General features: G+C 62.7%; 17 protein-coding genes. 14 read left to right on the top strand and 3 right to left on the bottom strand.

The window, feature by feature from the left end; translation table 11 throughout:
* The first annotated feature begins 5 nt into the window (after positions 1–5).
* Complete coding sequence (locus H7A19_16665) at positions 6–443, top strand: hypothetical protein (GenBank protein MCP5476463.1); 438 nt, start codon at positions 6–8, stop codon at positions 441–443.
* A 120-nt stretch (positions 444–563) separates the two neighbouring features.
* On the opposite strand, the gene H7A19_16660 is transcribed toward H7A19_16665, so the two are convergent.
* Positions 564–869: a transposase gene (locus H7A19_16660; protein ID MCP5476462.1), complete on the bottom strand. Its 306-nt coding sequence runs from the start codon at positions 867–869 to the stop codon at positions 564–566.
* A 1,208-nt stretch (positions 870–2,077) separates the two neighbouring features.
* Here H7A19_16660 and H7A19_16655 point away from each other — a divergent pair.
* From H7A19_16655 to H7A19_16625, 7 genes are all read left to right on the top strand, one after another.
* Positions 2,078–3,052, top strand: coding sequence for a tyrosine-type recombinase/integrase (locus tag H7A19_16655; GenBank protein MCP5476461.1), 975 nt, complete (start codon positions 2,078–2,080; stop codon positions 3,050–3,052).
* Positions 3,053–3,227: 175 nt separating this feature from the next.
* A complete protein-coding gene (locus H7A19_16650) occupies positions 3,228–5,708 on the top strand; it encodes a hypothetical protein (protein MCP5476460.1) in 2,481 nt (826 codons plus the stop codon).
* A complete protein-coding gene (locus tag H7A19_16645) occupies positions 5,709–5,948 on the top strand; it encodes a hypothetical protein (protein ID MCP5476459.1) in 240 nt (79 codons plus the stop codon). It begins immediately after the preceding gene.
* 345 nt (positions 5,949–6,293) lie between these two features.
* On the top strand, positions 6,294–9,317 hold the full coding sequence (locus tag H7A19_16640; GenBank protein MCP5476458.1) for a hypothetical protein: 3,024 nt from the start codon (positions 6,294–6,296) through the stop codon (positions 9,315–9,317).
* A 141-nt stretch (positions 9,318–9,458) separates the two neighbouring features.
* On the top strand, positions 9,459–12,344 hold the full coding sequence (locus H7A19_16635) for a PQQ-binding-like beta-propeller repeat protein (GenBank protein MCP5476457.1): 2,886 nt from the start codon (positions 9,459–9,461) through the stop codon (positions 12,342–12,344).
* A 204-nt stretch (positions 12,345–12,548) separates the two neighbouring features.
* A complete protein-coding gene (locus tag H7A19_16630) occupies positions 12,549–12,803 on the top strand; it encodes a type II toxin-antitoxin system Phd/YefM family antitoxin (GenBank protein MCP5476456.1) in 255 nt (84 codons plus the stop codon).
* Positions 12,803–13,237, top strand: a complete 435-nt coding sequence (locus tag H7A19_16625) for a type II toxin-antitoxin system VapC family toxin (protein ID MCP5476455.1) — start codon at positions 12,803–12,805, stop codon at positions 13,235–13,237. Before H7A19_16630 ends, H7A19_16625 begins: the two co-directional genes overlap by 1 nt.
* Before the next feature lie 145 nt (positions 13,238–13,382).
* Here the strand turns inward: H7A19_16625 and H7A19_16620 are convergent, their stop codons facing one another.
* Both H7A19_16620 and H7A19_16615 read right to left on the bottom strand, forming a co-directional pair.
* The gene (locus tag H7A19_16620; GenBank protein ID MCP5476454.1) at positions 13,383–14,201 is read right to left on the bottom strand and encodes an IclR family transcriptional regulator; all 819 of its coding nucleotides are present in this window, start codon (positions 14,199–14,201) and stop codon (positions 13,383–13,385) included.
* 13 nt (positions 14,202–14,214) lie between these two features.
* Entirely contained in the window at positions 14,215–15,450 is a 1,236-nt protein-coding gene (locus H7A19_16615) for an acyl-CoA dehydrogenase family protein (GenBank protein ID MCP5476453.1), read from the bottom strand.
* Between the two features lie 425 nt (positions 15,451–15,875).
* Between H7A19_16615 and H7A19_16610 the strand changes: the two genes are divergently transcribed.
* From H7A19_16610 to H7A19_16585, 6 genes are all read left to right on the top strand, one after another.
* Positions 15,876–16,658, top strand: a complete 783-nt coding sequence (locus H7A19_16610; protein ID MCP5476452.1) for an SDR family oxidoreductase — start codon at positions 15,876–15,878, stop codon at positions 16,656–16,658.
* A gap of 126 nt (positions 16,659–16,784) precedes the next feature.
* Complete coding sequence (locus H7A19_16605; protein MCP5476451.1) at positions 16,785–18,035, top strand: hypothetical protein; 1,251 nt, start codon at positions 16,785–16,787, stop codon at positions 18,033–18,035.
* Positions 18,032–18,613 carry a hypothetical protein gene (locus H7A19_16600; protein ID MCP5476450.1) on the top strand — a complete coding sequence of 194 codons (582 nt, stop codon included), beginning with the start codon at positions 18,032–18,034 and terminating at the stop codon, positions 18,611–18,613. The genes H7A19_16605 and H7A19_16600 overlap by 4 nt, the downstream gene beginning before the upstream one ends.
* Before the next feature lie 262 nt (positions 18,614–18,875).
* On the top strand, positions 18,876–21,638 hold the full coding sequence (locus tag H7A19_16595) for a hypothetical protein (GenBank protein MCP5476449.1): 2,763 nt from the start codon (positions 18,876–18,878) through the stop codon (positions 21,636–21,638).
* Positions 21,635–22,546: a hypothetical protein gene (locus H7A19_16590; protein ID MCP5476448.1), complete on the top strand. Its 912-nt coding sequence runs from the start codon at positions 21,635–21,637 to the stop codon at positions 22,544–22,546. Before H7A19_16595 ends, H7A19_16590 begins: the two co-directional genes overlap by 4 nt.
* A 155-nt stretch (positions 22,547–22,701) precedes the next feature.
* Positions 22,702–22,938, top strand: coding sequence for an antitoxin (locus tag H7A19_16585; protein MCP5476447.1), 237 nt, complete (start codon positions 22,702–22,704; stop codon positions 22,936–22,938).
* Positions 22,939–22,955: the final 17 nt, after the last annotated feature.

The raw sequence follows: 22,955 nt of genomic DNA, 5'->3' as shown, positions 1-22,955 counted from the left end.
TGAACATGAGAAGCGTATTATTGCCGTTTGCTTTGGCTGCTGTCAGCGTTGCTTGCACCGCCGAGACGACGGTCAAGCGAACTAACATCACCGCCTGCGAAGAGCCCGCGCGGACTATTTATCATGACCCGGAAATGTGGGTAAGCATATCGGTGCCGATCCCCGCTGCGAAATATGCAATGGTTTCCCATGAAGGGCGTGATATTTACTTGCAAGTACCTGGCCAAAATAATCCCACTCTGGAATTGTCCGAGCCCAATACTTTTGGCTTCCAGGTAGGCCTTCTTAAGGGTACGGAATGGACGAATGGAAATCCGGACGCGGTGATGGTGTTTGACGAGTCTGGAGAATATTTGTTCTATTTTGCGGACAATTTAGAAACAGAGCTTGATAATGCGGCCGGTTGCCGGCTTCGGCTGACTCTTTCCGATGCTCGTCAATAAGGATGATCCGCGTAGCAACAACAATGGACACGTATGGACGCCTCCGTCAAATCCCTGCTGACGGGCGGTTTTGATGTTGTGTGGTGGTCAAGTTATTTCGGACACGCCGATAGGTTCGTTTTATGCCGCCTGACGCTGTTCAAAAACGTTGGGCGACTGGTTGTTTAGCCTGGAGCTGAGCCGTCGATCATTGTAGAAATTGACGATGTAGTCGCTGACGTCGCGCTCTGCTTCGGCGGCGTTGGCGTAGTCGCGCTGCCAGACGCGCTCCATCTTGAGGTTCAGGAAGAAGCGTTCGGCCACCGCGTTGTCCCAGCAGTTCCCCACACGACTCATACTGCTGAGTGCGCCATGGCGGGCCAGGTGGTTGGCTACGGCGACCACCACGGTGTTGTGCTTCTTGTGCTTGTCGTCCAGCAGCCGCATGGCGAACTTGGAGATCGCGTCGTCGCGCGACCTGCAGTTTTGCACAACCGACTGGCCGCATTGAACCAGCAGCCATCGCAAACGCGTAAGGTGGGTTCTCGGGTAGGGTGGAACCCGCACGGCTCTATCGTGCGGATTCCACCGTTTACCGCGGATTGGGCTCGACCTGGCCTTGGCGCTTCGCCGGCGGTGGAATCCGCCTGTGGGGATTGGTCGCGAGGATCAGGAGCTTTGTGCTGGTCTAATAGTTTCGGACACCTCGATAGGTGCATTCCAGAGAAATCGAGGATGATCGATGAAAGACAAGCGACGAACGCGTAAGGTGGGTTCTCGGGTGGGATGGAAGCCGCGCGGCTTTATCGTGCGGTTTTCACGGCTTGTCGCGAATCGGCTTTCCCCATGCCTTGGTCGCCTCGCCGTCGGTAGCCTTCGCCTGCGCGGACAAGTCGCTTGGGCAACACAAAGGCGACGCGGGGATCCGCTTTGCGCTCGAGGTCCCCGCAAACCCCCGGGCCACGCTGGCTGTGCCCGTCTGACAGTGGCCAGTGAGACCGCGAGAGGCTGACGGCGTTGCGCGCTGCCTCTGCTGTGGCCGCTGCGCATCGTGCAAGGGCCGCTGGCAACGGGCAGGTGTCTGGCCCGGCTGAATGGGGTTCACATCGTACGCGGTATCAGGCTTCTTCCACCCAGGCCCTCGCTGGTGGATGACGGCCAGCGCGGCCGTCCTGGACAGCGGCATGGCGGGCATTCGCGGCAAACGAATTGGTCGATCAACACTGTCTGCGGGTGGGCCGCACTCTGTGCGCTAGCGCAATCACCCAAGCACAGGTTACGTTCGATGTCACTCTAGGCGCAGTTGTTGGCATGTGTAACCTAAAGATCTAGCGTCCGCATCCTGCCGTGCAGCCCGCTCCATTTGGGTCACTTCGACTGAGTTGGTGGTGCTGCCTGCATCCCGTATTGCCTTTCGAGTGGAAGTCCCATGATCCGATTACTGGCCGCACTGGCGTGCCTGCTGCTTGTCATGTTCAGAGGAGACTGGGACACCCACCTTGTAGGATCTTTCCTGCGAGTTCTGGTGTCGTTTTCGGACTGACAATCGACATCTATGGGGTTACCGTCCGGGGTAGCCCAAATTTTTGCATGCAGCTGCCTAAATATAGCGATAAAATATGTTATCGGCATAAGAACAACGCAGGAGTGGGGCGATGGGGCAGGGGACGGAACTGGTCGTGGGCGGGGAGGGTGGGGCGGTCTCGCTGCTGGGCGAGGCGCGCTTTCAGCAGCTGACGGCGGTGCCGGCGGAACTCGAATGGTTCGCCAACCTGGACAACCCGCGGACGCGGCGTGCCTACCAGGGCGATCTGAAGGAATTCATGGCCTTTGTCGGCATCGCGTCGCCGGAACAGTTCCGCGGCGTGACCCGGGCGCATGTGCTGGCCTGGCGTGAATCGTTGGAACAGCGTGGGCTGCATGGCGCCAGCATTCGCCGCAAGCTCGCCGCGCTCTCCTCTTTATACGAGTACCTGTGCGATCGGCAGGCGGTGACCCATAACCCAGTCAAAGGGGTGAAGCGGCCGGCGGTCGACACCTACGAGGGCAAGACACCGGCACTGGCCGATAGCCAGGCGCGCCAGCTGCTCGATGCGCCGGATGCGGCCACGCCGAAGGGCAAACGTGATCGGGCGATTCTCGCGGTGCTGCTTTATCACGGCGTGCGTCGCGCTGAGCTGTGCGCGCTGGATGTCGGTGATCTGCAGGAGCGCCGCGGCGTCAAGCATCTACGCATCCAGGGCAAGGGCGGCACGCTGCGCTATGTACCGCTGCATCCTTCCGCCGCCGCTCGGGTCGAGGACTATCTGGCGCTGGCCGGTCATGCCGGCGACAAGGGGAGGGCGCTGTTCCGGGCGCTGCGCAATGCGCGGGACGATGGTCGGCTGAGCGACAAAGGCGTCTACAGCAATGTGGTGCTGCACTACGGTCGGCCGCTCGGGTTCACCGATCTGCCGCTGTTCGGCCCGCACGCCATGCGCGCCACCGCCGCCACCAATGCCCTCGAACATGGCGCCGATATCGCCAAGGTCCAGGAATGGCTGGGCCACGCCAACATCCAGACGACTCGCATCTACGACCGGCGCCAGACCCGGCCGGAGGACTCGCCGACGTTCAAAGTGGCGTATTGAGGAAAGCGGAATGCCAGAGAGTCTCGGGCATCCGGTCGAGGCGGGCTCGCTTTGAATGCCGGGGATCTCCGTGATTGAGGGCAACCCTTTCTGCCTGCGCTCGCCACGTCTGCAAATGGCAGCAATCACCGCCGACTTGCGTATCTACGCTTACCTTCGGTAGCCAGATGCACTCATGTACGCCCATTTCCGTCGCCTACTGCTGTCCCTGATCGTCCTCTGGTCATGCGCATGGAACACCGAGGCCGCCGCCGCCCCGGACTATTGCGTCTCGACTCCCGCGGAGCTGCTCGATGCCCTGCATCAATGGGAGACACTCAACTTCGACGTGGTCATTGGTCTGCAACAAGGCACCTATGCGCTCGGCAGCACGATGTCGGGATTCTTCGACGGAGACGGCCGGACGGCGGGACTCAAGCTGCTGGGTGGGTACAACGCCGGCTGCACGGCGCGCACTGTCAACCCGACCAACACCGTGCTTGATGGGCTCAATCAGCCCGGCAGCTATCTGAATTTCCGCATGAATGCAGATGCTGTGTTCCTGCTGGAAGGCGTCACCCTGACTCGGTTCAACACCAACCAATTCGACGTGCTCTCGGTCGGCGCCGTCACCCACGGCGACGAGGGCATCTACGCGGTCAAGTACTGCCGCTTTCTCAACAACACCGGCGGTCAGAGCTTGATCCACATGTACGGGGCGCAGATGAAGGTCCTCAATAATCTGATTGCAAAGAACACGCTGACTGACACCTTCCATCCCGGCATGGTGCAACTCTTCTACGCCGACGGATTCGACTCCTTCGCCATCGTCAACAACAACACCATCGCCGACAACACCGGCGCGCCCGGCATCGTCGTCAACTCCATCACCGTCAACGGCGTTACCAGCAGCGACCGAACCAGCGAGATTGCCGACAACATCGTGGTCAACAACGCCGGCGCCGATATCGAACTGGGCACGTTCAGCACCGAAAACAACCTGCTGATCAAAGGCAACATCTACAACGTGGCGCACTATGCACTGCCGCTGGACAGCTCCAATCTCACCGTCAACCCGCAGTTCATCAACAGTGCCGCCAACAACTACGGTTTGGCAGTCGGCTCACCCGCCATCAACAGCGGCCTGCTCTACCAACTCTACGGCTTGCCGGCCCACGATCTCTTCAACGGCGTCCGCGTCATCGGCAGCCAGATCGACCGGGGTGCGATCGAATCCTCGCTCAACAATCTGACCACGGCCATCGTCACCAACACCGGCGACAACGGCAACAATTCCGCCCCTCTGGCGGGATCGCTGCGGGCAGCAATCCGGTCAGCCAATCTGGCCAGCGGCCCCTACCAGATCAACTTCTCGCTCAGTGGCGGTTGTCCGCACATCATCAACATGAGCACCGAAATGCTCGATGTCACCGGCCAGGTCACGATTGATGCCCGCACGCTGTCTGGCTGGACCGGCAACAGCGACTACGGCCGTTTTGATGCCAATCTCTGCCTCGTCGTGAACGGCAGCGGGGCCACGCCCTGGGCCTTTCACGTGCCTTCCGGTGCCAGCAATGCGCGGCTGACCGTGCACGGCATGATGTTCGCCGGCTTCACCGATGCAGCCATACGGTTGGATGGGGGCAGCGACCACCGCATCTCCGGCAATCAGTTTGGGGCCATTCCATTCACGTCGACCAATGCCTCGGCTGTGCGTGTCAGCAACAGCTCCGGCAGAGCAACCATCGGTGGATTCGACGACCCGACCGCGGTCAACCTGATCGCCGGCAGCTCGGCGCCGGGCATCTATCTGGACAACGCTGCTGGCGGCAATGTGCTCGGCAACAACATCATAGGCTTTCAGAGGAATGGCCTGGACCCGGCGAGCAACCAGATCGGCGTGTACCTGTTCAATTCGCCCAACAACTATCTGTTGTACAACTACATTGCGAACAGCAGCGCCACCGGCGTCACCATTTCCGGCGCCGCCTCCACAGGGAACATCCTGCAGTACAACCGCATCGGACAGGACTATACCGGGGGCTTGCCGGGCAACCAGGGCGCCGGGGTGGCCATCAATTTCGCGGCGCGAAACACCGCCATCGGCGCGCCGCTACTTGGCGACTACGGCGGCAATTTCATCGCTCGCAGTGTAGGTCCGGGCGTCTGGATATCGCCCAGTGGAGGCAACGGCAACCGCGTGCTGTCGAATGAGTTTCTTGATAACCAGAACGTGGACATTGACCTCGCCAGCGCGGGCCCCAGCAGCAATCAAGCCAGCAATCCCGCCGTGGGTCCGAATCAGCTGCAGAACTACCCCGTGCTGACCCAGGCCACACGCAGCAGCGGCGCCAACCCGAGCATCACGGTCAACGGCAACCTGAACAGTACACCCAATGCCAGCTTCCGCATCGACTATTACCTCGCAACCGCATGTGATGCGACCGCCCCGGGGCGGGGTCATGCCTATTCCCATCTGGGCTGGGTAAACGTCAATACCAACGGCAGCGGTAGCGCGATCATCGTCTCTACATTGACCGCGCCAGCCAATGTCGCCCTGAATAGGATCTCGGCGACAGCGACCAGCGCCAGCGGCGACACCTCGGAAGTAGGCAACTGCGTGACAGTCAATCAGGCAATCGTCACCAACGTGATCTTCAGCAACGGATTCGAGTAGTTGCGCCACGCGCCAGGCCGCGTGATCTTGGTGCGCTACGCAGATGACATCGTGCCGGACTTCTCGCACGAGCAGGACGCGAGACGGTTGGTGGTGGGGCTGGCCGAGCGAATGGCGGCGTTCGCGCTGTCACTGCATCCGACCAAGACCCATCTTCTGGAATTTGGATGCTGTACGACCAAGAACCGCGCGCTCGGACGACGTGCGTCGCTCAAGGTACAGGATCTCAACTTCATCTAGAGGGCCGCGTTTGTGAGGGCGCGGGTCGTCGGGGAGCGCTGCGCTCACCGGCCAGTCATGTGGCGAAGACCACACGGAACGTGACGTCCGTCCGCGACGACCTGTGCGAGTTGTCCGATCTCGGCCCAATACGGCGAGCGCCTGGTTCGAAGTCCGCCCTCGATTCATTTTGTTGCAAAGCTCGGAATTGAATCGGCATGCTCCGCGTATCAATGCCATGAACCCGGCTGAAGCCATCCCATGAAACATCGTCCTTGTTCGCCGTGCTTTTTCGGGAGCGCCAGGTTGAGACTGCTCCGACTTGCGGCTGTTTTCTCGCTGGTTTGCACCCAATCGGCGGCGGCTGTGCAATTTTCTACCGAACTGATTTCGGTAGGTGCGCCGAGCGATACTGCGGGTGCTACCAGCTACCCGCGCTCCCTCAGTGCCGCCAATGGCCGCTATCTGGCATTCACCAGCGCCGCTGCCGATCTGATCCCCGGTTTGCGGGACCAGAATCGGGACTTTGATGCCTTCGTGTTCGATCGGGATACGGACACAGTCTCGATGATATCGACCGTCCATGGCGCGCCAGACGTCGCCGGAAATGGCGCGTCTGCCCCTGTCGCGACCAGCGCAGATGGACGTTGGGTGCTATTCCACAGCCAGGCAACCAACCTGATCGCCGGTCTGAGCGACACCAACGGTGAATGGGATGTGTTCCTTCATGATCGTGTTGCTGGAACCACGCAACTGGTATCACGCGCGTCAACCGGCTCTCAGGCAGCGAATGATCGCTCCTTGGCGACTGCGCTCAGCGACGATGGCCGCTTTGTCGTCTATCGCAGTGAGGCCAGCGATCTGGTCGCCGGTGTAGTCGGGATCAAGGGTACGGAACACGCTTATCTCTACGACAGCGCAAGCCAGACTTCCGTGCTGGTGTCACGACAGCTGGGAAATCCCACGATCAGGGCGAACGCGCCAGCAAGCCCCATAGCGGTGAGCGCCGACGGACGGCATGTGCTGTTCAAGTCCCGGGCCAGCGACGTCGTTGCCGGCGTGGCTGATACCAACAATGCCGATGACGTCTTCCTCTTCGACATCCTTGCCGGCACCAGCTTGCTGGTGTCGCACGCGTGGCTTGATAAGAACTCCACGGCCAATGCGGCAACCGAATCGTTGAGCCTGAGTGATGACGGACGCTGGGTGCTGTTTCAGAGTCAGGCCAGCGACATCGCCGCAGCAGATCCGAATGGCTCGGGAACGGACGTTTTTCTTTGGGACAGGGATTCGCAGGCATCGACATTGATCTCGAAGTCCGCCGACTCCGCGACCACGACGGCCAACGCCAGTTCGCTTGCCAACTCGGCTTCGATGACTGGCGACGGTCGCCTGGTCGCTTTCGAGAGCTTGGCCACGAACCTGGTCGATGGACTGAACGACAGCAACCTGTCGGCCGATGTTTTCGTTTTTGACCGCGACAACGGCAGCATAGCCCTGGCCAGTCAAGCGCTGGGCATGCCTGGCGCCACTGCCAACGGCGGCTCACATCTGGTTGCCCTGAGTGGCGACGGACGCTCTGTGTTGGCCAACAGCAGCGCGACCGATCTGGTTGCTAACTTCATTGACAACAATAGCAGCGATGATCCTTATCTCATCGATCGCCAGACAGGCTCCGCCGTGCTGGTTGCGCCCCTGCCGGGGACGACTGCAAGCACCGGAAACGATCGGTCAACTGCACGAGGACTCAGTCACGATGGTGCTGTCGTGATGCTCAGCAGTCTGGCGACGAATCTCATTGCCAGTATCAATGATGGCAATGGTGCGGAAGACATCCTGCTCTACGAGCCAGTTGCCGGGCTCAGTCGATTGGTGTCCCGCGCATCGGGCATACCGGTGGCAGTGGGCCGCAATTCGCGGGTGGATGCGGTCAGCGATGACCGTCGCTGGGTACTCTTTTCAAGCGCCGCACCCAACATCGTCTCCGGTGTCGTCGACAGCAATGAAGGGCAAGACCTGTTCCTGCGAGACCGTGTGCTCGGGGCCACCCAACTGGTGACCCATCGCTGGAATCATCCGCGGCGCACCGCGGATTCGGCGCCATCCGGGGCCAGGACAAGCGCAGACGGGCGCTGGGTGCTCTACCAAAGCAACGCCAGCGATCTGGTTGAAGGATTCATCGACAACAACCTGACTCAGGACGACATCTTCCTGTTCGATCGCGACCAAAGTGCATCTACGCTGATCTCGAATGTTCCCGGATCGCCACAAACCTCTGCCAACGGCCACTCTGTGAATGCCGAGATGAGTGCAGATGCACGCTGGATCAGCTTCTCCAGCACCGCCCGGGATCTGGTGCCAGGAATGGTCGACATGAATGGCGAAGGCTATGACGTCTACTTGCGCGATCGACTCGGCACCGGCGCGACGCTGGTCAGTCACGCCAGCTCATCGCCCGTTGTTGGTGCCAATGGATATAGCTATCTGGCGGCCATCAGTCCCGACGGCCGCCACCTGTTGTTGGGCAGCTGGGCGACAGATCTCATTGCGGGCCATTCCGACAGCAATACGGAAAGCGATGTCTACGTCTACGACCGAGTCACCGATAGCGTCTCGCTGATATCACATGCCGCAGGATTTCCCGGCACGGCAGCCAATGGTCGCAGTATACCGGCGGCAATGACCAGCGACGGGTGTCAGGTGCTGTTCGCCAGCACGGCCACGGACCTGGTCGCTGGTATCGTCGACAACCATTTTGAGCTGGATGTTTTCATTCACGACTGCAACACCGGCGTTACCACACTGGTTTCGACCTCTGCGACGAACCCCGGCACTGCCGCGAACGCCGCGTCCATTCCCTTGGGCATGAGCGAGGATGGCCAGCGCATCGCCTTCATCAGCAGGGCTACCGATCTGGTGGACGGTGTCAGCGATGCCAACAACGCGGACGACATCTTCCTTCTTGATCGCGCCAGCAAGACGGTGAGCGTCGTGAGCGCCGCAGCCGGCGTGGCATCGGCGACGGCCAACTTTGGTTCGCTGGGTGGTTCTATCAGTGGTGACGGCCTTTGGGTGGCATTCGACAGCATGGCGACCAATCTGGTCCCGGAACAAGTTGACAGCAACGGCACCGGGATAGATACGTTTCTGTGGGATGCCAGCACAGGTACCGTCAGTCTGTTGTCGCATGTCAGCGGTCAGCCCAACGTGACTGTTGGACAACATTCGACCAAAGCGAGGATCACCCGCGACGGACGCGCAGTGACTTTCAGCGCCGCCGCAGCTGATCTGGTTCCAGGAGTCGCCCATGCAGATTCTGGCCCGAATGTCTTCTTGATCGAACGACTTGCACCCGACCCGACATCCGTGTTCCAGGACGGATTTGAGTAGAGGACCCCTGGACGAGAGATACTGCCCACGGTTGTGTTGCGGAGTGTAAAGTGCACGCTTCGCCAACGGCCATTACCTCCCATGCGTCTGTTGACTTGTCTGCTTGGATGGTTCCTTGCTGGATCACTATCGGCCCAGGTCATGCCGATCTGGTCCTCACCAGAATCGGAAGCAGTTCCGTTCGACGCGAGCTACTCGCGCGCTCACCACATCCTGCTGGAGGACGGCAGTGCCTTTATGGTCGCCGCTGAATCCACTCGTTCCGGCCTCGCCGGCACGTTGCGACTGGCTGCCGATGGCAGCGCTGCACCCGGGCAATTCGGCTACTCGTCCGGGGCCTTCGGTCGCCTGTCTCCAGAGCTAGTACTGGCCACGCAGGGCGATCGGGTACTGTTGACGATGAGCGAACGCGAATTCGAGCGCTCGCTGGTGGCGATGGTGAATTTGGCGGGGCAGGTCTTGTGGGTACGACCGCGCTACGGGAGTCAGGCGCGCTTTCTGGCGAATGGCGACGTGTTGCTCGTGGCGGGAAGCGAGCTGATGCGCCTGCGCGGCAATGACGGCGACCTCGTGTGGCTGCGAAACCTGCTCGACTTGCGCCCAAATCCGGTGGCGGTCAGTGTCCAATTGCCAGCTCGGATCGAGACCGCCATTAGGCTGTCGCTGTCCTATCGCGAGCTCTCGGGTGCCGGGGGCGAGGGTTTTCCCGACCCGCTTCTCGTGTCACTGGACGCCGCGACCGGCAGCCTGCAATGGCAACTGCATCGCGATTCCTCGCCTTCGAGGGTGTTTGAAGCTTGCCCGCCAGTGAGCCTTGGTGCCGACAGCGTGCATGCTTTTTTTGAACTCGCGGGCGGCCAGGCCGATGTGGTGTTTGAACGCCGCAGTGGCGCAAGCGGTGCGCGCTTGTGGGCCACGCGGGTGTCGGCCGTGGATTACAGTGATGGGCCCTGCGGATTTGTGGCCACCAGCGCAGTTCTGGCGCTGTCCTCGCGTGATGAATTCGGGCAATCCACACTGGTCGCACTGAATCATGCTGGGACGGTGCAGTGGCGAACCCAGCTGCCCACGGCCCAGCCGGCCAAGCTGAGGCCCGCCGAGGACGGCGCTGTGTTGGTAGCCAGCCAACAGCTGCTGGGTGGCAGTAACGTCACGGTGGTCGAGCGCCGCAGCAGTAGTGACGGGAGCATTGACTGGATGCAAGCCATTCCAGCCAGCTCAGTCGATTTGCGGGTGGTCAATGGCGAGCTGCGCATTGCCTGGTCCACGAGCGGCAATGCCTCGGAGCTGCATCTTCAACGCCGTGCTAGTGCGACGGGAGCCCTCGTGGAAGCGCATGTGGCGCTGGCCAAGGGCCTGGTCTTGCGCCAGGAAGACGTCGAGTTCATCGACGGCATTCCTTTCGCAGCGATGATCGGTCTCGACACCGATCTCCGCGGGGTCAACATTCGACGTCTGGATCCGGAGAGTGGCGCTGTGGTCTGGTCGCAAGGCCTGCAACTGGCGGAGACCCCGCTTCGGCTGCTGAGTGCTTCGCTGATAGCAGGTTCCCCTGAGCATCTGGTCTTGATCGCAACTTACGACTCGGTGGCGATGCAGACTGCCGAGTTGCGGGAGGCCCTGCTCTACATCCGCCGCAGCGATGGTGAGCTGGTCTGGCAACGAGCGCACCGGTTGGGTACGGATTGGCGGACGGTGGGCAGCGACGGAAGCGTGTACCTCCGCGCAAGTGAATGCCTGAGTCCGCCGGAGTGCCTGCAAGCGGTGCCGCTGCAGCGGCATTACGCGGCGGGCGACGGTCACCTGCTGTGGTCTCGCCAGCTGGACGTCTATCCCCTGGCGGCAAACGACAGCGCCTTGATCGTCTGGCGCAGCGGACCCTTCAGTCAGTTGCAGGCCTTGGATGCCGATAGTGGGGCTGATCTCTGGCAACAATCGCTGCCGGCGAACTCGACCCTGCCGGCAGCCATCGCGCTGGCCAATGGCGATGTTTTCTCCATCAGACAGTTCAGTGTCTCGGGCTTGTTGAAATCGGAGATCGATCGCCGCGAGGCCGGCACCGGATTGCCGCTGTGGATCACGCGGCCGGGCCCCGCAAACGATGTCGTGCGCACGCCGGTCTTTGCGGCGCTGCCCGGCGGCGACCTCCTGTTCACGGCTCGGACATACAGTTTCGACCCCAATCTGTCGAACGCGTCGCGGCCTCTTTGGGCGCGCATCGATGCGGGCTCCGGGCAGATCGAGTGGATCCACAGCCCGCTGCCAACGCGCGATCGCTGGATGAGCGTGCGCCCCATCGCCGGCGCGACGCCCAGCAAGAAATGGGCGCGCAGCCTGCGCTACCTCGACGACTCAGATGGCCGCTACGACGAGCGCTATGCGCTGACTCAGATTGATCTGGCTGACGGCAGCCTTTCGCCGGAACACTTGTATGTGCAGGAGCTCGATCTGCCGCTGTCTTCCCCCGGGCGAAGTCTCGTCAGTGTGACCGGCGTGGCGGGGGACGGTACGGTGCAGGTCGAGAATCGCAGCGTGAATGCTGCCGGCCTGTCGCCCCCGCGGCTGCAGCGCTGGCCTGCAGTGGGCGCGGACTCGGGTGACATCGTACTGCGCCACCTGGGTGATGCCGATCCCATCACCGCGCTTGGCCCATCAACGCTGGTAGAATTCGAGCTGGCGAACACGTCAACAAGCGCGGTGCCCGGCGTGGTTGTGGGATTCAGCTCGCCGGACGATGGTCTGAAGGCGCAGATACGTAGCTGCCAGGTGATCGCCGGCGCCGGGCTATGCCCGACGGTACTCGGCGGTTCACTCGATCAGGTGCTCGATCTCGGCCCGAACGCCGTTATGCATCTGGTCTACGAAGTCCACGACCCCGGATTCACACCCCGGCAGGTGCGAAGCATTTTCGCTGCCCGTGGCGTCTTTCGCGCCGATCCGCCATACGCCTTTGGCGACACCGACCTCGGCAACAACATGGAAGTCATCATCGTGGCCACCGGAGGCATGTCGAACGGATTCGAGTAGCAGGCCAGCGGCGGCACACCGCATAGATTGACATAGGCTGAGTTAGGCGCTCGGCTGATCGCTTCCAGCAGCGATAGCCACTTTGCGTCGGGTGCATCTGTGACCGGCGTTGCCGAAGCGTCACGCGTAGACCAACACGCCGCGGTTTGCATTCAGCGGTTTGATGTAGCAACATAACTACATCGATGCTCGCGAGGTGCAGCCATGACCATCACCACGTTTTCCAGCCGTCAATTCAATCAGGATGCCAGTAAGGCCAAGAACGCGGCCAAGGACGGTCCGGTCTTCATCACCGATCGTGGGCGTCCGGCGCACGTGTTGCTGACCATCGATGCATACTGGCGGCTGGCCGGCGGCACGACCAGCATCATCGATCTGCTGGCTCTGCCGGGCGCCGAGACGATTGAGTTCGACGCGCCGCGCTTGAACATCCGGACACATCCTGCGGACTTGTCCTGATGTTCATTCTGGATACCAACGTGGTCTCGGAACTGCGCAAGGCAAAGGCAGGTCGGGCCGACCGCAACGTCACGGCCTGGGCGGCCGGCGTGCTGCCGGCCAGCCTCTTTGTATCCGCGATTACGATCCTGGAATTGGAGACCGGTGTGTTGCTGGTCGAGCGGCGTGATCCCGATCAGGGGGCTGTATTGCGTGCCTGGCTTGAGGGGCAGGTGCTGCCGGCATTTGCTGGCCGAGTGCTTGCCGTGGATCTCGCGGTCGCACAGCGATGCGCCAAACTCCATGTGCCCGATCCACGCGCAGAGCGCGACGCACTCATCGCAGCAACGGCAATAGTGCACGGTATGACCGTAGTCACGCGAAATGTGGCGGACTTTGAGCCAACCGGGGCCGCAATCATGAATCCATGGCAAGATCCGGTGGAGGGGGGATGAGCCCGAGTAGGGCGGATTCTCGTTATCTGACGACCGACTGTTGCGATTCGAATTTGGTAACGTATTGACATAAGATTGATTGGGCGCATTGGCACGGAACGGGATGGGTCCGTAGTACGCAGGTTCCCGGCCCAAGCCGCGACGCTCAGAAGCGCCCGCCGGTCATGTCGAAGACGCTGTTGCGCAGTGCGACGAGTTTGGGCCCGAAATCGTGGAGCAGCTTGTCGCGGGTCACGGCGGAAACGCGGCCGCTACAATTGAAGGCGAGGATGCGACTGCGGTCGGCGGAGATCATGGGCACGCCGACGGCGAAGACGTCGGGGTTCCAGTCGCCCAGCGAGAAACAGAAGCCGTAGTTTTCGTAGTCCTGGCGGGCTCGCAGGATGCCGGCGCGGATCTTCGGCCATTGTTCGGGGGCACACTCCTGCTCGATGTCGGCCAGATGGCGGTCGAACACGGCTTGCGGCCGGGCCGCCAGATCGGCGCGGCCGAGGGCGGTCGAGCCGTGCGGCACGCGGGCGCCGGGATCGAGTTTGAGGTGGAAGGTCTCGTCGCCCTGAAACACCTCCAGCAGCACCATGCGCCGGCCATCGGCCGCACCCAGCATCACGGCCGCCTTGGTGTATTCGGCCAGTTCGCGCATCAGTGGACGGGCCACGCTGACCACATCGTGGCTGCGGACGAAAGCGTGGCTGAGCGACAGCACGGCCGGTCCCAGCGCGTACTTTTCCAGGCTGGGCGCGTACTGCAGATAGCCGAGCGCAGCCAGCGTGAAGGTCAGGCGTGACACCGTTGGTTTGGGCAGCCCGGTGCGGCGCACGATGTCCTGGTTGCCGAGGTGGGCGTCGCCGTGCTCGAAGCAACGCAGGATGGAAAAGGCGCGGCCGACGGCGTTGACGAACTGCGGGTGACTGGCATCGATCGGTCCCTCGAAGCTGTCGGCACTGCGGCGCGGCTTGCCCATGCTGATCTCCGGCTCAGTGCGCCGGCGCGCTGACGGCATGCCTTGCCAGTTCCAGCTTGGCGATCATGTCGCGATGAACCTCGTCGGGGCCATCGGCCAGGCGCAGCGTGCGCACCATGGCGTAGGCGTGCGCCAGCGGGAAGTCGCCGCTGACACCGGCGCCGCCGTGAGCCTGGATGGCCCAATCGATGATCTGACAAGCCATGTTCGGTGCCACCACCTTGATCATCGCGATCTCGCTGCGGGCCGCCTTGTTGCCCACCTTGTCCATCATGTCGGCGGCCTTCAGCGTCAGCAATCGAGCTTGCTCGATCATGCAGCGGGCCTCGGCGATGCGTTCGTGCCAGACCGAGAACTCGCTGATCTTGCGGCCGAACGCGACCCGCGTGGTGATCCGCTGGCACAGCGCTTCGAGGGCGCGCTCGGCAACACCGATGGTGCGCATGCAATGGTGGATGCGGCCGGGGCCGAGGCGGCCCTGGGCGATCTCGAAGCCCCGACCTTCGCCCAGCAGGATGTTCTCCGCCGGCACCCGCACATCAGTCAGGCGGATATCCATATGGCCGTGCGGAGCTTCGTCGTAACCGAAGACCGTGACCGGACGGATCACCTCGATGCCGGGGGCGTCGGCCGGCACCAGGATCATCGACTGCTGTCGATGCCTGGATTCGTTGGGATCGGTCTTGCCCATGACGATGTAGACCGCGCAGCGCGGATCGCCAGCGCCGGACGAATACCATTTGCGTCCGTTGATGACGTACTCGTCGCCCTCGCGGCGTATCGAACACTCGATGTTGGTGGCGTCGGATGAGGCCACCGCCGGCTCGGTCATCAGGAAGGCGGAACGGATCTGACCGGCCAGCAGCGGTTCCAGCCAGCGGTCTTTCTGGGCCTCGGTGCCGTAGCGTTCGAGCACTTCCATGTTGCCGGTGTCCGGCGCGCTGCAGTTGAAGATCTCCGGCGCCCACAGGGTGCGGCCCATGATCTCGCACAGCGGTGCGTATTCCAGATTCGACAGCCCCTGCGGGGCCCGTTCGGACTTCGGCAGGAACAGATTCCACAGACCCTGGGCGCGGGCCTTGGCCTTGAGGTCCTCAAACAGGCTGATCGGCGTCCACGCCCTGCCCTGGCGCCGGTTCTCCAGGATTTCCTGCTCGACCTGGTCCTCCAGTGGCAGGATGTCTCGGGCATAGAAGTCCTGAACCTGTTTGCGCAGTTCTTCGACCTTGGGCGTGTAGGAAAAGTCCATCAGCGGATCCCCTGTGGGCTAAGACTGTTCTGTATTGTGGAACACTGGTCCACATAATGACGAATCGTAGGCGCCTGGGTGCGTCTACGCAAGCGACATTGCGAGCCCGTACAAAGTGGTAAAAAGTCAACCGAGCAGATGGCGAATGCTTGAACGGAATGGCGCGTCGACGTAGAGTGGACTCATGATGCAAAATCATGGTCCGGGATACGGAACATGAAGCGCGATGATCGGGCTGCATCCTGTGTGATTGCAGGACAGCTGTTTCGGCCCGACACTGCCCACGGCTCATGAACTGGCGTCTTTGCGAGCGCAGCGAAGCAATCCAGACGCAGAGTCACAGGAGCACTGGATTGCTTCGTCGCTGCGCTCCTCGCAATGACGCGGCAATAGACCTCTTTCCCCAAACAAGAGCCGCCCAAACCATGACCAACGCACGAAAACTCTTCGATCTCGACGGCCGCACGGCTTTGATTACCGGCGGGTCACGCGGTCTGGGGCTGCAGATGGCCGAGGCTTTGGGTGACTTCGGGGCACGTCTGATGCTCTCGGCGCGCAAAGCCGATGAGCTGGAGGCGGCGCGCACGCACTTGCAGGCTCGGGGTATCAAAGTGGATATCTTTGCGGCTGATGCTGGCCAGGAGCAAGGCATCCAGACGCTGGCCGACGCCGCCATGGGCACGCTCGGACAGGTCGACATCCTGATCAACAATGCCGGTGCCAGCTGGGGCGCGGCGGCCGAGGATTACCCTATCGAGGCCTGGGACAAGGTCTTCAATCTCAACATGCGCAGCGTGTTCCTGCTGACCCAGGCCATCGGCAAGCGCTCGATGCTGCCGCGCAAGTATGGGCGAATCATCAATATCGCTTCAGTGGCTGGCCTGGCTGGCAACCCGCCGGGGTCGATGAAGACCATCGCCTACAACAGTTCCAAGGCCGCAGTGATCAATTTCACCCGTGCGCTGGCCAGCGAATGGGGTATCCATGGCATCACCGTCAATGCGTTGGCACCGGGCTTCTTTCCAACGCGCATGTCGAAGGGGCTGATCAGTGCGATCGGCGAGCAGGCGATGGCGGCCCAGGCTCCGCTGAATCGACTCGGCGACGACGAAGACCTCAAGGGCGCCACGCTGCTGTTTGCCTCCGACGCCGGCAAGCACATCACCGGCCAGGTGCTGGCGGTCGATGGCGGCGTGTCTGCGGTATGAGCGCCGTGGGCTCACGCGGCCAAGTGGCGGTCATCTCCACCGCCGGCGCCACGAACGGCTGACCTCTGCGCAGACCGCGACAAGCTGAGACAATGAGACCCCGTCGATTCATGGTCAATCGTTGTCGTGCCCAGTCCAAAGACCCTGATCAACGCCTTGCAGGCGCATTGGGAAGCCGTGGAGCATCTGGTGGTGCTGGCTCGGGAGCATTCGGCCTTCTCGCCTGAGCAGGTGCTGGCGATCCTCGCGCGCACGGGCGCCGAGCGATCGCTGGAGGCGCGAGAGGCCGTGCTGCGGCAGATGATCGGGGCTGATCTGCTGCAGGCGCTGCCGCGTGACACCCTGCTGCAGTTGCATCCGCTGGTACTGGATTTCGTGCGCGGGCTGACGCGCGAGCACGAACTCGGTCTGTCCGAAGTGCTGAAGGCGCGGGTGCAGGCCATCACCCAGGCCAGCGCGCGGCTGCTCAAGGGCCTGCAGGCACGCGATTTCGATCAGCTGCGGCAGGCTGGGTTTCAGCTTTCCGAGCTGTTTCGGCAGATCGCCCAGCAGCTGGATCAGGATCGTCACGCCATCCTGGACATCGCCGAACGCGCCAAGGCCGCAGACGCCAATCTGCCCATCGCCCGGCGCTATCGGGAGGTGCTGGAAGCCTTCGATCGTTATGTGGAACCCATGGCCGAGATGATGGACACCGGCCCCGGCGGCACTTTCTACCGGCATCTGGAAGCGGCCGAGCAGGCGCTCGATCATGCCGTGGAAACGCTGACGGTTCAGGGCGGGCTCTACGGTGATCGCCAGAATCTGCGCCACGTGGCCTTTCGGGCCAAGGAGTTGCGCCGGCTGGGGCGCGAGGTGCTCAAGCAGTGCTCGGACACACTGCTGCCCTTGCGCGAGGAGATCCGCCAGCACGACAGCCTGTCCGGCGCCATCAGCCAGTTGCTGGGCCGGGTGCGCAGGCGTGGCCTCGCCGCCACCTTGCGTGCTCGCGACCTGCCGCGCTGGCGCCGCGATCAGCCGCGGCGTATCAGTGTCGGCCCCGCAGTAGGCGCGTGGATGGCGCAGGCGCTTGACTATCAGCCGCCGACGCTGACGTTTCCCGATGACGCAGCGGTCGCCGCCACCTTCGATCTGGAGCATGTCGACGAGGCGGCGCTGCTGGCGGAACTGCAGTCGGTGCTGCCGGTGGACGATCTGCTCGTCTGGGTGCAGCAGCGCTATCCGGATTACAGCGACAGCACCGTGCTGCGGCTTTATCACGCGCTTCTGGCACAGCACACCTGGCAACTGAGCATCGCTGATTCCAGCTGCCGACGCGATTTGCAGCGATTGCGGGTGACCTATCATGCCCACGCCGTGATCGCCGACGGGACATGAGTGCTGCCTTGAACCTCAATCTGGAACGCCTTGGTGCCCTCGCCGAGCTGTTCGCCGCTCTGAACGCCGGGCGCCATCTGAACCGGCTGCACGACCTGGCCCTGTGGACCGAGCTGGAACGGGAGCGCGATGCCTACGAGCTGCTGTTCGCGCGCCTGGGCTTTGATCTGCGCATCGACGATCGCGGCTTTGCCTGGTTCCATTTCGAGGACAGCAGCAGCGCCATGTCCAAGGCCACCCGGCATCTGGCGCTGTTGTTGCTGTTGATCTTCGAGCATCAGGCCGACGCCGGGCGTCATCTGGGTCGCTTTGGCGACTGGCGCATCGACCGGGCACTGTTGACGGAGTTGATCGAGAAGCACCAGCTGCTGCTCGAAGCCGAAGCCCTGGCTGATCCGGACGCGCTGATGGCGATCATGCGCAGCGCTGCCAACTACGGCTTTGCCGAGGCCGATGGTCAGACCTGGCGATTGTTGCCCGCGGTATACCGTTATCTCGACCGCTTCGAGGCGCTGACGCGCAGCGACGACGAGCTTGACGACGGGGCTGCAGACTCATCGGAAGGAGATAATCCGTGAAACCGACGGTCCGTCTTTCGATGCATCAGCGCGAGTCCGCTGTGTCGGCTCGACTCTGCGCACGGGCCTTGAACCGGCGTCATTGCGAGCGCAGCGAAGCAATCCAGATGCACGACCGCAAATCCCTGGTTTGCTTCGTCGCTGCGCTCCTCGCAATGACGCCGGTTCAAGGCCCGCGTGCAGTTCCGGGCCGAAGCGAGTGGCGCACCATGACGCCTCGCACAGCCCCCACCGAGTTCCCGGCCGATTCAGGCGGCGGCTCATGAACCCCTATGGCTTCAAGCGCCTGGCCTTGCTCGGCAGCGCCGGCTATCGACGCGCGGAACTGCCGCTGGACGCGGCGGTGTCGCTGATCGCGCCGAACAATGCCGGCAAGACCAGTCTGATCAACGCTCTGCAGTTCCTGCTGATCGTCGACCGCCGGCAGATGGACTTTGGCGCCCACGATCTGGAAACCAGCCGGCGCTTCTATTTTCCCAACAACAGCGCTTACGTCCTGCTGGAAGTGGCCCTGCCGCACGGCAGCGTGGTGCTCGGTTGTGTGGGCAAGGGCGTAGGCCACGAATACAGCTATTTCGCCTACCGCGGGCAGCTCGATCTGGAGGACTATCGCTCGCCCGGAGGCGCTCAGGTGGCGCAGCCGCAGCTGCACGCGCACATGGCGCAGCGGGGGAAACTGGTGCACAGCTACAGCACCCGCGAGTTCACCGAGGCCATCTTCGGCAGCCGCCGCCGCGCCAGCGACAATGAACCGGACATCACCCTGTTCAAGCTGGACCATCCCAGCCAGGCGGAAGCCTATCGCCGGGTCCTGACGCGCACGCTGCGGCTGGACCGATTGCGCTCGGCCGAGGTCAAGGATTATCTGCTGACCATCTTCCGGCGTGATCTTCCCGATTCGAACATCGACTTCAAGGCCGAATGGGACAAGGCCTTTGCCGAGGTCAATGCCGATCGCGCTCAGTATGAGGCGGCGCTGCGCCAGCGTGGGCAGATCGAAACCATGGAGCAGCTGCAGGGCAAGCGCCTGACCCTGCGTGGCAAGCTGCTGGTTCAGCGGCCGCAACTCGATGCCCTGCTGGCCGACTGGCAGGCGCACTTTGAGCAGTCCGAGAGTGCCTTGGCCGAGCGAATCCAGGCGGTCGAGAACGAGCTGGACGAGCAGCTGTCACGGGTGCAGGCCTTGTCGGAGAATCGCGCCGACCTGGCACGTCAGCAGGCCGAGGCCAATCAACGCCAGCAGCGTTGTCTGGATCTGGAGACTGAATTTGCGCTGCTCAGCGGCCGCGCCGATCTGGAATCGGCGCTGCGGCTGGCGCAAGACCGGTTGGACCAGCAGACCGCGCGTCTGCATAGCGCCGGTAGCCGCAGCGCGGCCGCGATCAGCCGTGAAATCGAGGCGGCGCTGCGCGAGCAGGAGCAGCTACGGCGTACGCAGGCGCACCTCTCGCACAATCTCTATCTGTATCTGCAGTCGGTGCTCGATGCGCCTCAGCTGGAGCGGCTCAATCGGGCCTTGAGCGCGCAGGTGCTGACCCTGGGCAGCGACGCGTTCAGCGCCGACGAGCAGGCCCTGAAACGATGGCTAGGCAGCGCCGAGCACACGCTGGAGCTGCCCGGCCTGCGCCTGCAGCTGGGTGGACTCAATCCCCAGCACAGCCAGCCGGACGCCGCCGAGCTGGCGCAGCGATTGGGCGAGGTCGAGGCCCAGATTGCGCGCTTGAAGCAGGAACTGGAGACCGCCCGCGATCTGGATCAGGCGCAGCGCGAAAAAGCCCGTCTGCAGAGCGAAGTCGATATCCAGAAGGCCAGGCTGGCCCGCTATGACGAGTACCGGCAGCTGGCCGAAACCAGCCCCGCGCGCCAGCAGGCCTTGGTCGACGTCGACCAGCAGCTGCAGCAGATCCATCAGCAGATCGAGAGCGCCCGCGCCCATGACCGGGCCCTGCGCCTGCGCGAGCGCGAACTGCAGGCGGAGCTGCAGGCTTTGCGAGACGATCATCGAGTCATCGTGCAACGGCGCGAACAGCGCCGTGACGATGGCCCGGCTTTCGCCCATCTGCCCGATCTGCCGAACACGCCATGGGTGTCCACCCGGGTGCCGGGACTGGCGCAGTTGCGTGGCTTGCTGGAAGGTTATCTGTCCGATTGCGCTGAGCTGCTGCGGCTGGATCAGCAACTGGAAACGCTGCGCGCGCAGCTGCATGCTGGCGGTCTGACCAAGTTCCAGTTCCTCGGTGGCAGCGAACAGGAAATCGGCCGCATGATCGATTTTGCCAGCCTGCTGCCGCAGGAGGCCGAAGCACTGGAGCGCAAGGCTCGCAGTGCCGTGGTCAATGTCACCCTGTGTCTGCGCGAGTTGCGCGACGGCCTGCTGGCTTTCCAGAGCCGCATGCGCGACTTCAACCGGCTGGTCAATCGGCGCCAGCTGTCGGATCTGTCGGTGTTTCGCATCGATCCAGTCGAGGAAAGCGCGCTGGTTGAGGCCATCAATGCGCTGATCAGCACCGCCGAGCAGGTGCAGAGCGGCGAGAGCTTCGAGCTGTTCAATCACGCTACCGTGCTCGACGATGCCACGCTCAACCGCGCCAAGGCGCTGCTGATCCGGGTTGGCGAGGAAAAAGGCTGTCTGCGGGTCGAGCACCTGTTCCGGCTGCAGTTCGTGGTTGGCAAGAAGGGTCGGCCCGAAGAAGCCTTTGGCGACATCGACAGCGCGGCATCGAACGGCACGGTGCTGATGGCCAAGCTGGTGACCGGCCTGGCGCTGCTGCATCTGATGCAGGACAAACGTCATCAGGTGCAGGCGGTCTGTTATGTGGACGAGGCCTCGGCGCTGGATCTGCGCAATCAACGGCATCTGATCGATACCGCCGCCGAGTTCGGCTTCGCGCTGATCTTCGCCTCGCCCACACCGCTGGTTACCGCGCGCTACTGTGTGCCGATCACCACGATCAACGGCGACAACCACATCGGCCGCCGCAGCTGGCAAATCCTGGAACCGCTGAATGAAGACTTGCCGGCATGAGTCGCGCGCTGATCGCCGCGCTGGAGAAGTTGCTGGCGGCCACTGAGGAGTTGCGCGCCAGCGCTTTCAGTGATGCGCAGCGCCGGGCCCTGGATCAGCTGACTCAGCGCACGGGTGCCCTCAGTCGTGAACCCAGGGGCGGCGGCAGTGTTTATTGCGTACGTCAGCCCGGAATACTGCAGGAGCACCTGTCGGCGTTGCGACCGCTGGCCGCTGATGCCATCGATCCGGATCTGCCACAGCGAGCTGCCAACATCGCCGGCAGTCGCGACAGCAAGGCCAGGCGGCATCGTCACGTCCAGTGCTATCTGCTGTGCAAGACCGTCGGCAGCCCGGTGCATTGGACCCGAGGCGAGCGCAGCCTGGACCTGAGCGTAGCGGTTCGCGAAACCGGCGCGGCGGCATTGGCACTGTCGAGTGATGATGGCTGGCACAGCGAGGCGCCGCTGTGGCTGGTCGAGAATCAGGCGCTGTTCGATCGCCTCGACTGGTTTCCCGATGCCGGTCCGGCGACCGTGGCCTACTATGCCGGGCAGCTCAGCGGCGAGCTGCTGGGCTGGCTGGCACACACTCCGCGCGCCCCCAGGGTGGTGCTGTTTGCCGATTACGATGGCACCGGTCTGCTCAACTATGCGCGGCTGCACGCCGCCACCCGGGGTGCCTGCACGTTCTGGCTGATGCCGGGCTGGACCGATCTGCTGCGACGCTACGGCAACCGCGAATTATGGCAGCGCTGCCATGCCGATGTCGAGCGCGCCCGCCTGACGCTAGAACAACTGGGCGCCGAGCCCGAACTTCAGTCCTTGTGTCGCACCATGGCCATCGAGGGCGCGGCGCTGGAACATGAGGCGGTGTGGTTGAACCTGGAAACCATGGTTGACCGCTCTTCGAAACTCGTAGGGCGTTGATTCTTGTGAATTTGCGGTTGCTGGATTGAGGTTTCCAGGTTGAGTGCGGCACCGTCGAGCAGTCCCTGACTGTGTGGTCCTTGCCAATCCGCCGAGGCTTGGGAGAATGTAATATGTTTCCTCCATATCCAGACCTCCAGGCGCCCGGTGACCCCATGAAATCGGCGCTCACGACACTCTTTCGCAGCAATACCAGCCAGGCGGTACGCCTGCCAAAAGCGCTCGAACTGCCGGCCTCGGTCACGCAGGTCCGCGTCACGGCAATCGGCAATACCCGCGTGATCGCCCCCGTGGGCGAATCCTGGTCGCTGTGGTTCGACGGTCCCGGCGTGACCGAGGATTTCATGGAGGAACGCGAACAGCCGGCAGATCAGCAACGCGAAGAGTTCTAGCCGTTTTGCAGTACCTT

The sequence above is a fragment of the Rhodanobacteraceae bacterium genome (assembly GCA_024234055.1).
Lineage (GTDB): Bacteria > Pseudomonadota > Gammaproteobacteria > Xanthomonadales > SZUA-5 > JADKFD01.
The sequence above is the reverse complement of the archived record's forward strand: the minus strand, read 5'-3'. Positions and strand labels throughout refer to the sequence as shown.

What these genes read in the sequence shown, in the direction of transcription:
- H7A19_16650 (MCP5476460.1), top strand. Translation starts at nt 3,228, where the DNA reads ATGTACGCCCATTTCCGTCGCCTACTGCTGTCCCTGATCGTCCTCTGG.
- H7A19_16600 (MCP5476450.1), top strand. Translation starts at nt 18,032, where the DNA reads ATGAGTGCTGCCTTGAACCTCAATCTGGAACGCCTTGGTGCCCTCGCC.
- H7A19_16615 (MCP5476453.1), bottom strand. Translation starts at nt 15,450, where the DNA reads ATGGACTTTTCCTACACGCCCAAGGTCGAAGAACTGCGCAAACAGGTT.
- H7A19_16630 (MCP5476456.1), top strand. Translation starts at nt 12,549, where the DNA reads ATGACCATCACCACGTTTTCCAGCCGTCAATTCAATCAGGATGCCAGT.
- H7A19_16620 (MCP5476454.1), bottom strand. Translation starts at nt 14,201, where the DNA reads ATGGGCAAGCCGCGCCGCAGTGCCGACAGCTTCGAGGGACCGATCGAT.
- H7A19_16610 (MCP5476452.1), top strand. Translation starts at nt 15,876, where the DNA reads ATGACCAACGCACGAAAACTCTTCGATCTCGACGGCCGCACGGCTTTG.
- H7A19_16660 (MCP5476462.1), bottom strand. Translation starts at nt 869, where the DNA reads ATGCGGCTGCTGGACGACAAGCACAAGAAGCACAACACCGTGGTGGTC.
- H7A19_16665 (MCP5476463.1), top strand. Translation starts at nt 6, where the DNA reads ATGAGAAGCGTATTATTGCCGTTTGCTTTGGCTGCTGTCAGCGTTGCT.
- H7A19_16655 (MCP5476461.1), top strand. Translation starts at nt 2,078, where the DNA reads ATGGGGCAGGGGACGGAACTGGTCGTGGGCGGGGAGGGTGGGGCGGTC.
- H7A19_16585 (MCP5476447.1), top strand. Translation starts at nt 22,702, where the DNA reads ATGAAATCGGCGCTCACGACACTCTTTCGCAGCAATACCAGCCAGGCG.
- H7A19_16590 (MCP5476448.1), top strand. Translation starts at nt 21,635, where the DNA reads ATGAGTCGCGCGCTGATCGCCGCGCTGGAGAAGTTGCTGGCGGCCACT.
- H7A19_16635 (MCP5476457.1), top strand. Translation starts at nt 9,459, where the DNA reads ATGCCGATCTGGTCCTCACCAGAATCGGAAGCAGTTCCGTTCGACGCG.
- H7A19_16625 (MCP5476455.1), top strand. Translation starts at nt 12,803, where the DNA reads ATGTTCATTCTGGATACCAACGTGGTCTCGGAACTGCGCAAGGCAAAG.
- H7A19_16595 (MCP5476449.1), top strand. Translation starts at nt 18,876, where the DNA reads ATGAACCCCTATGGCTTCAAGCGCCTGGCCTTGCTCGGCAGCGCCGGC.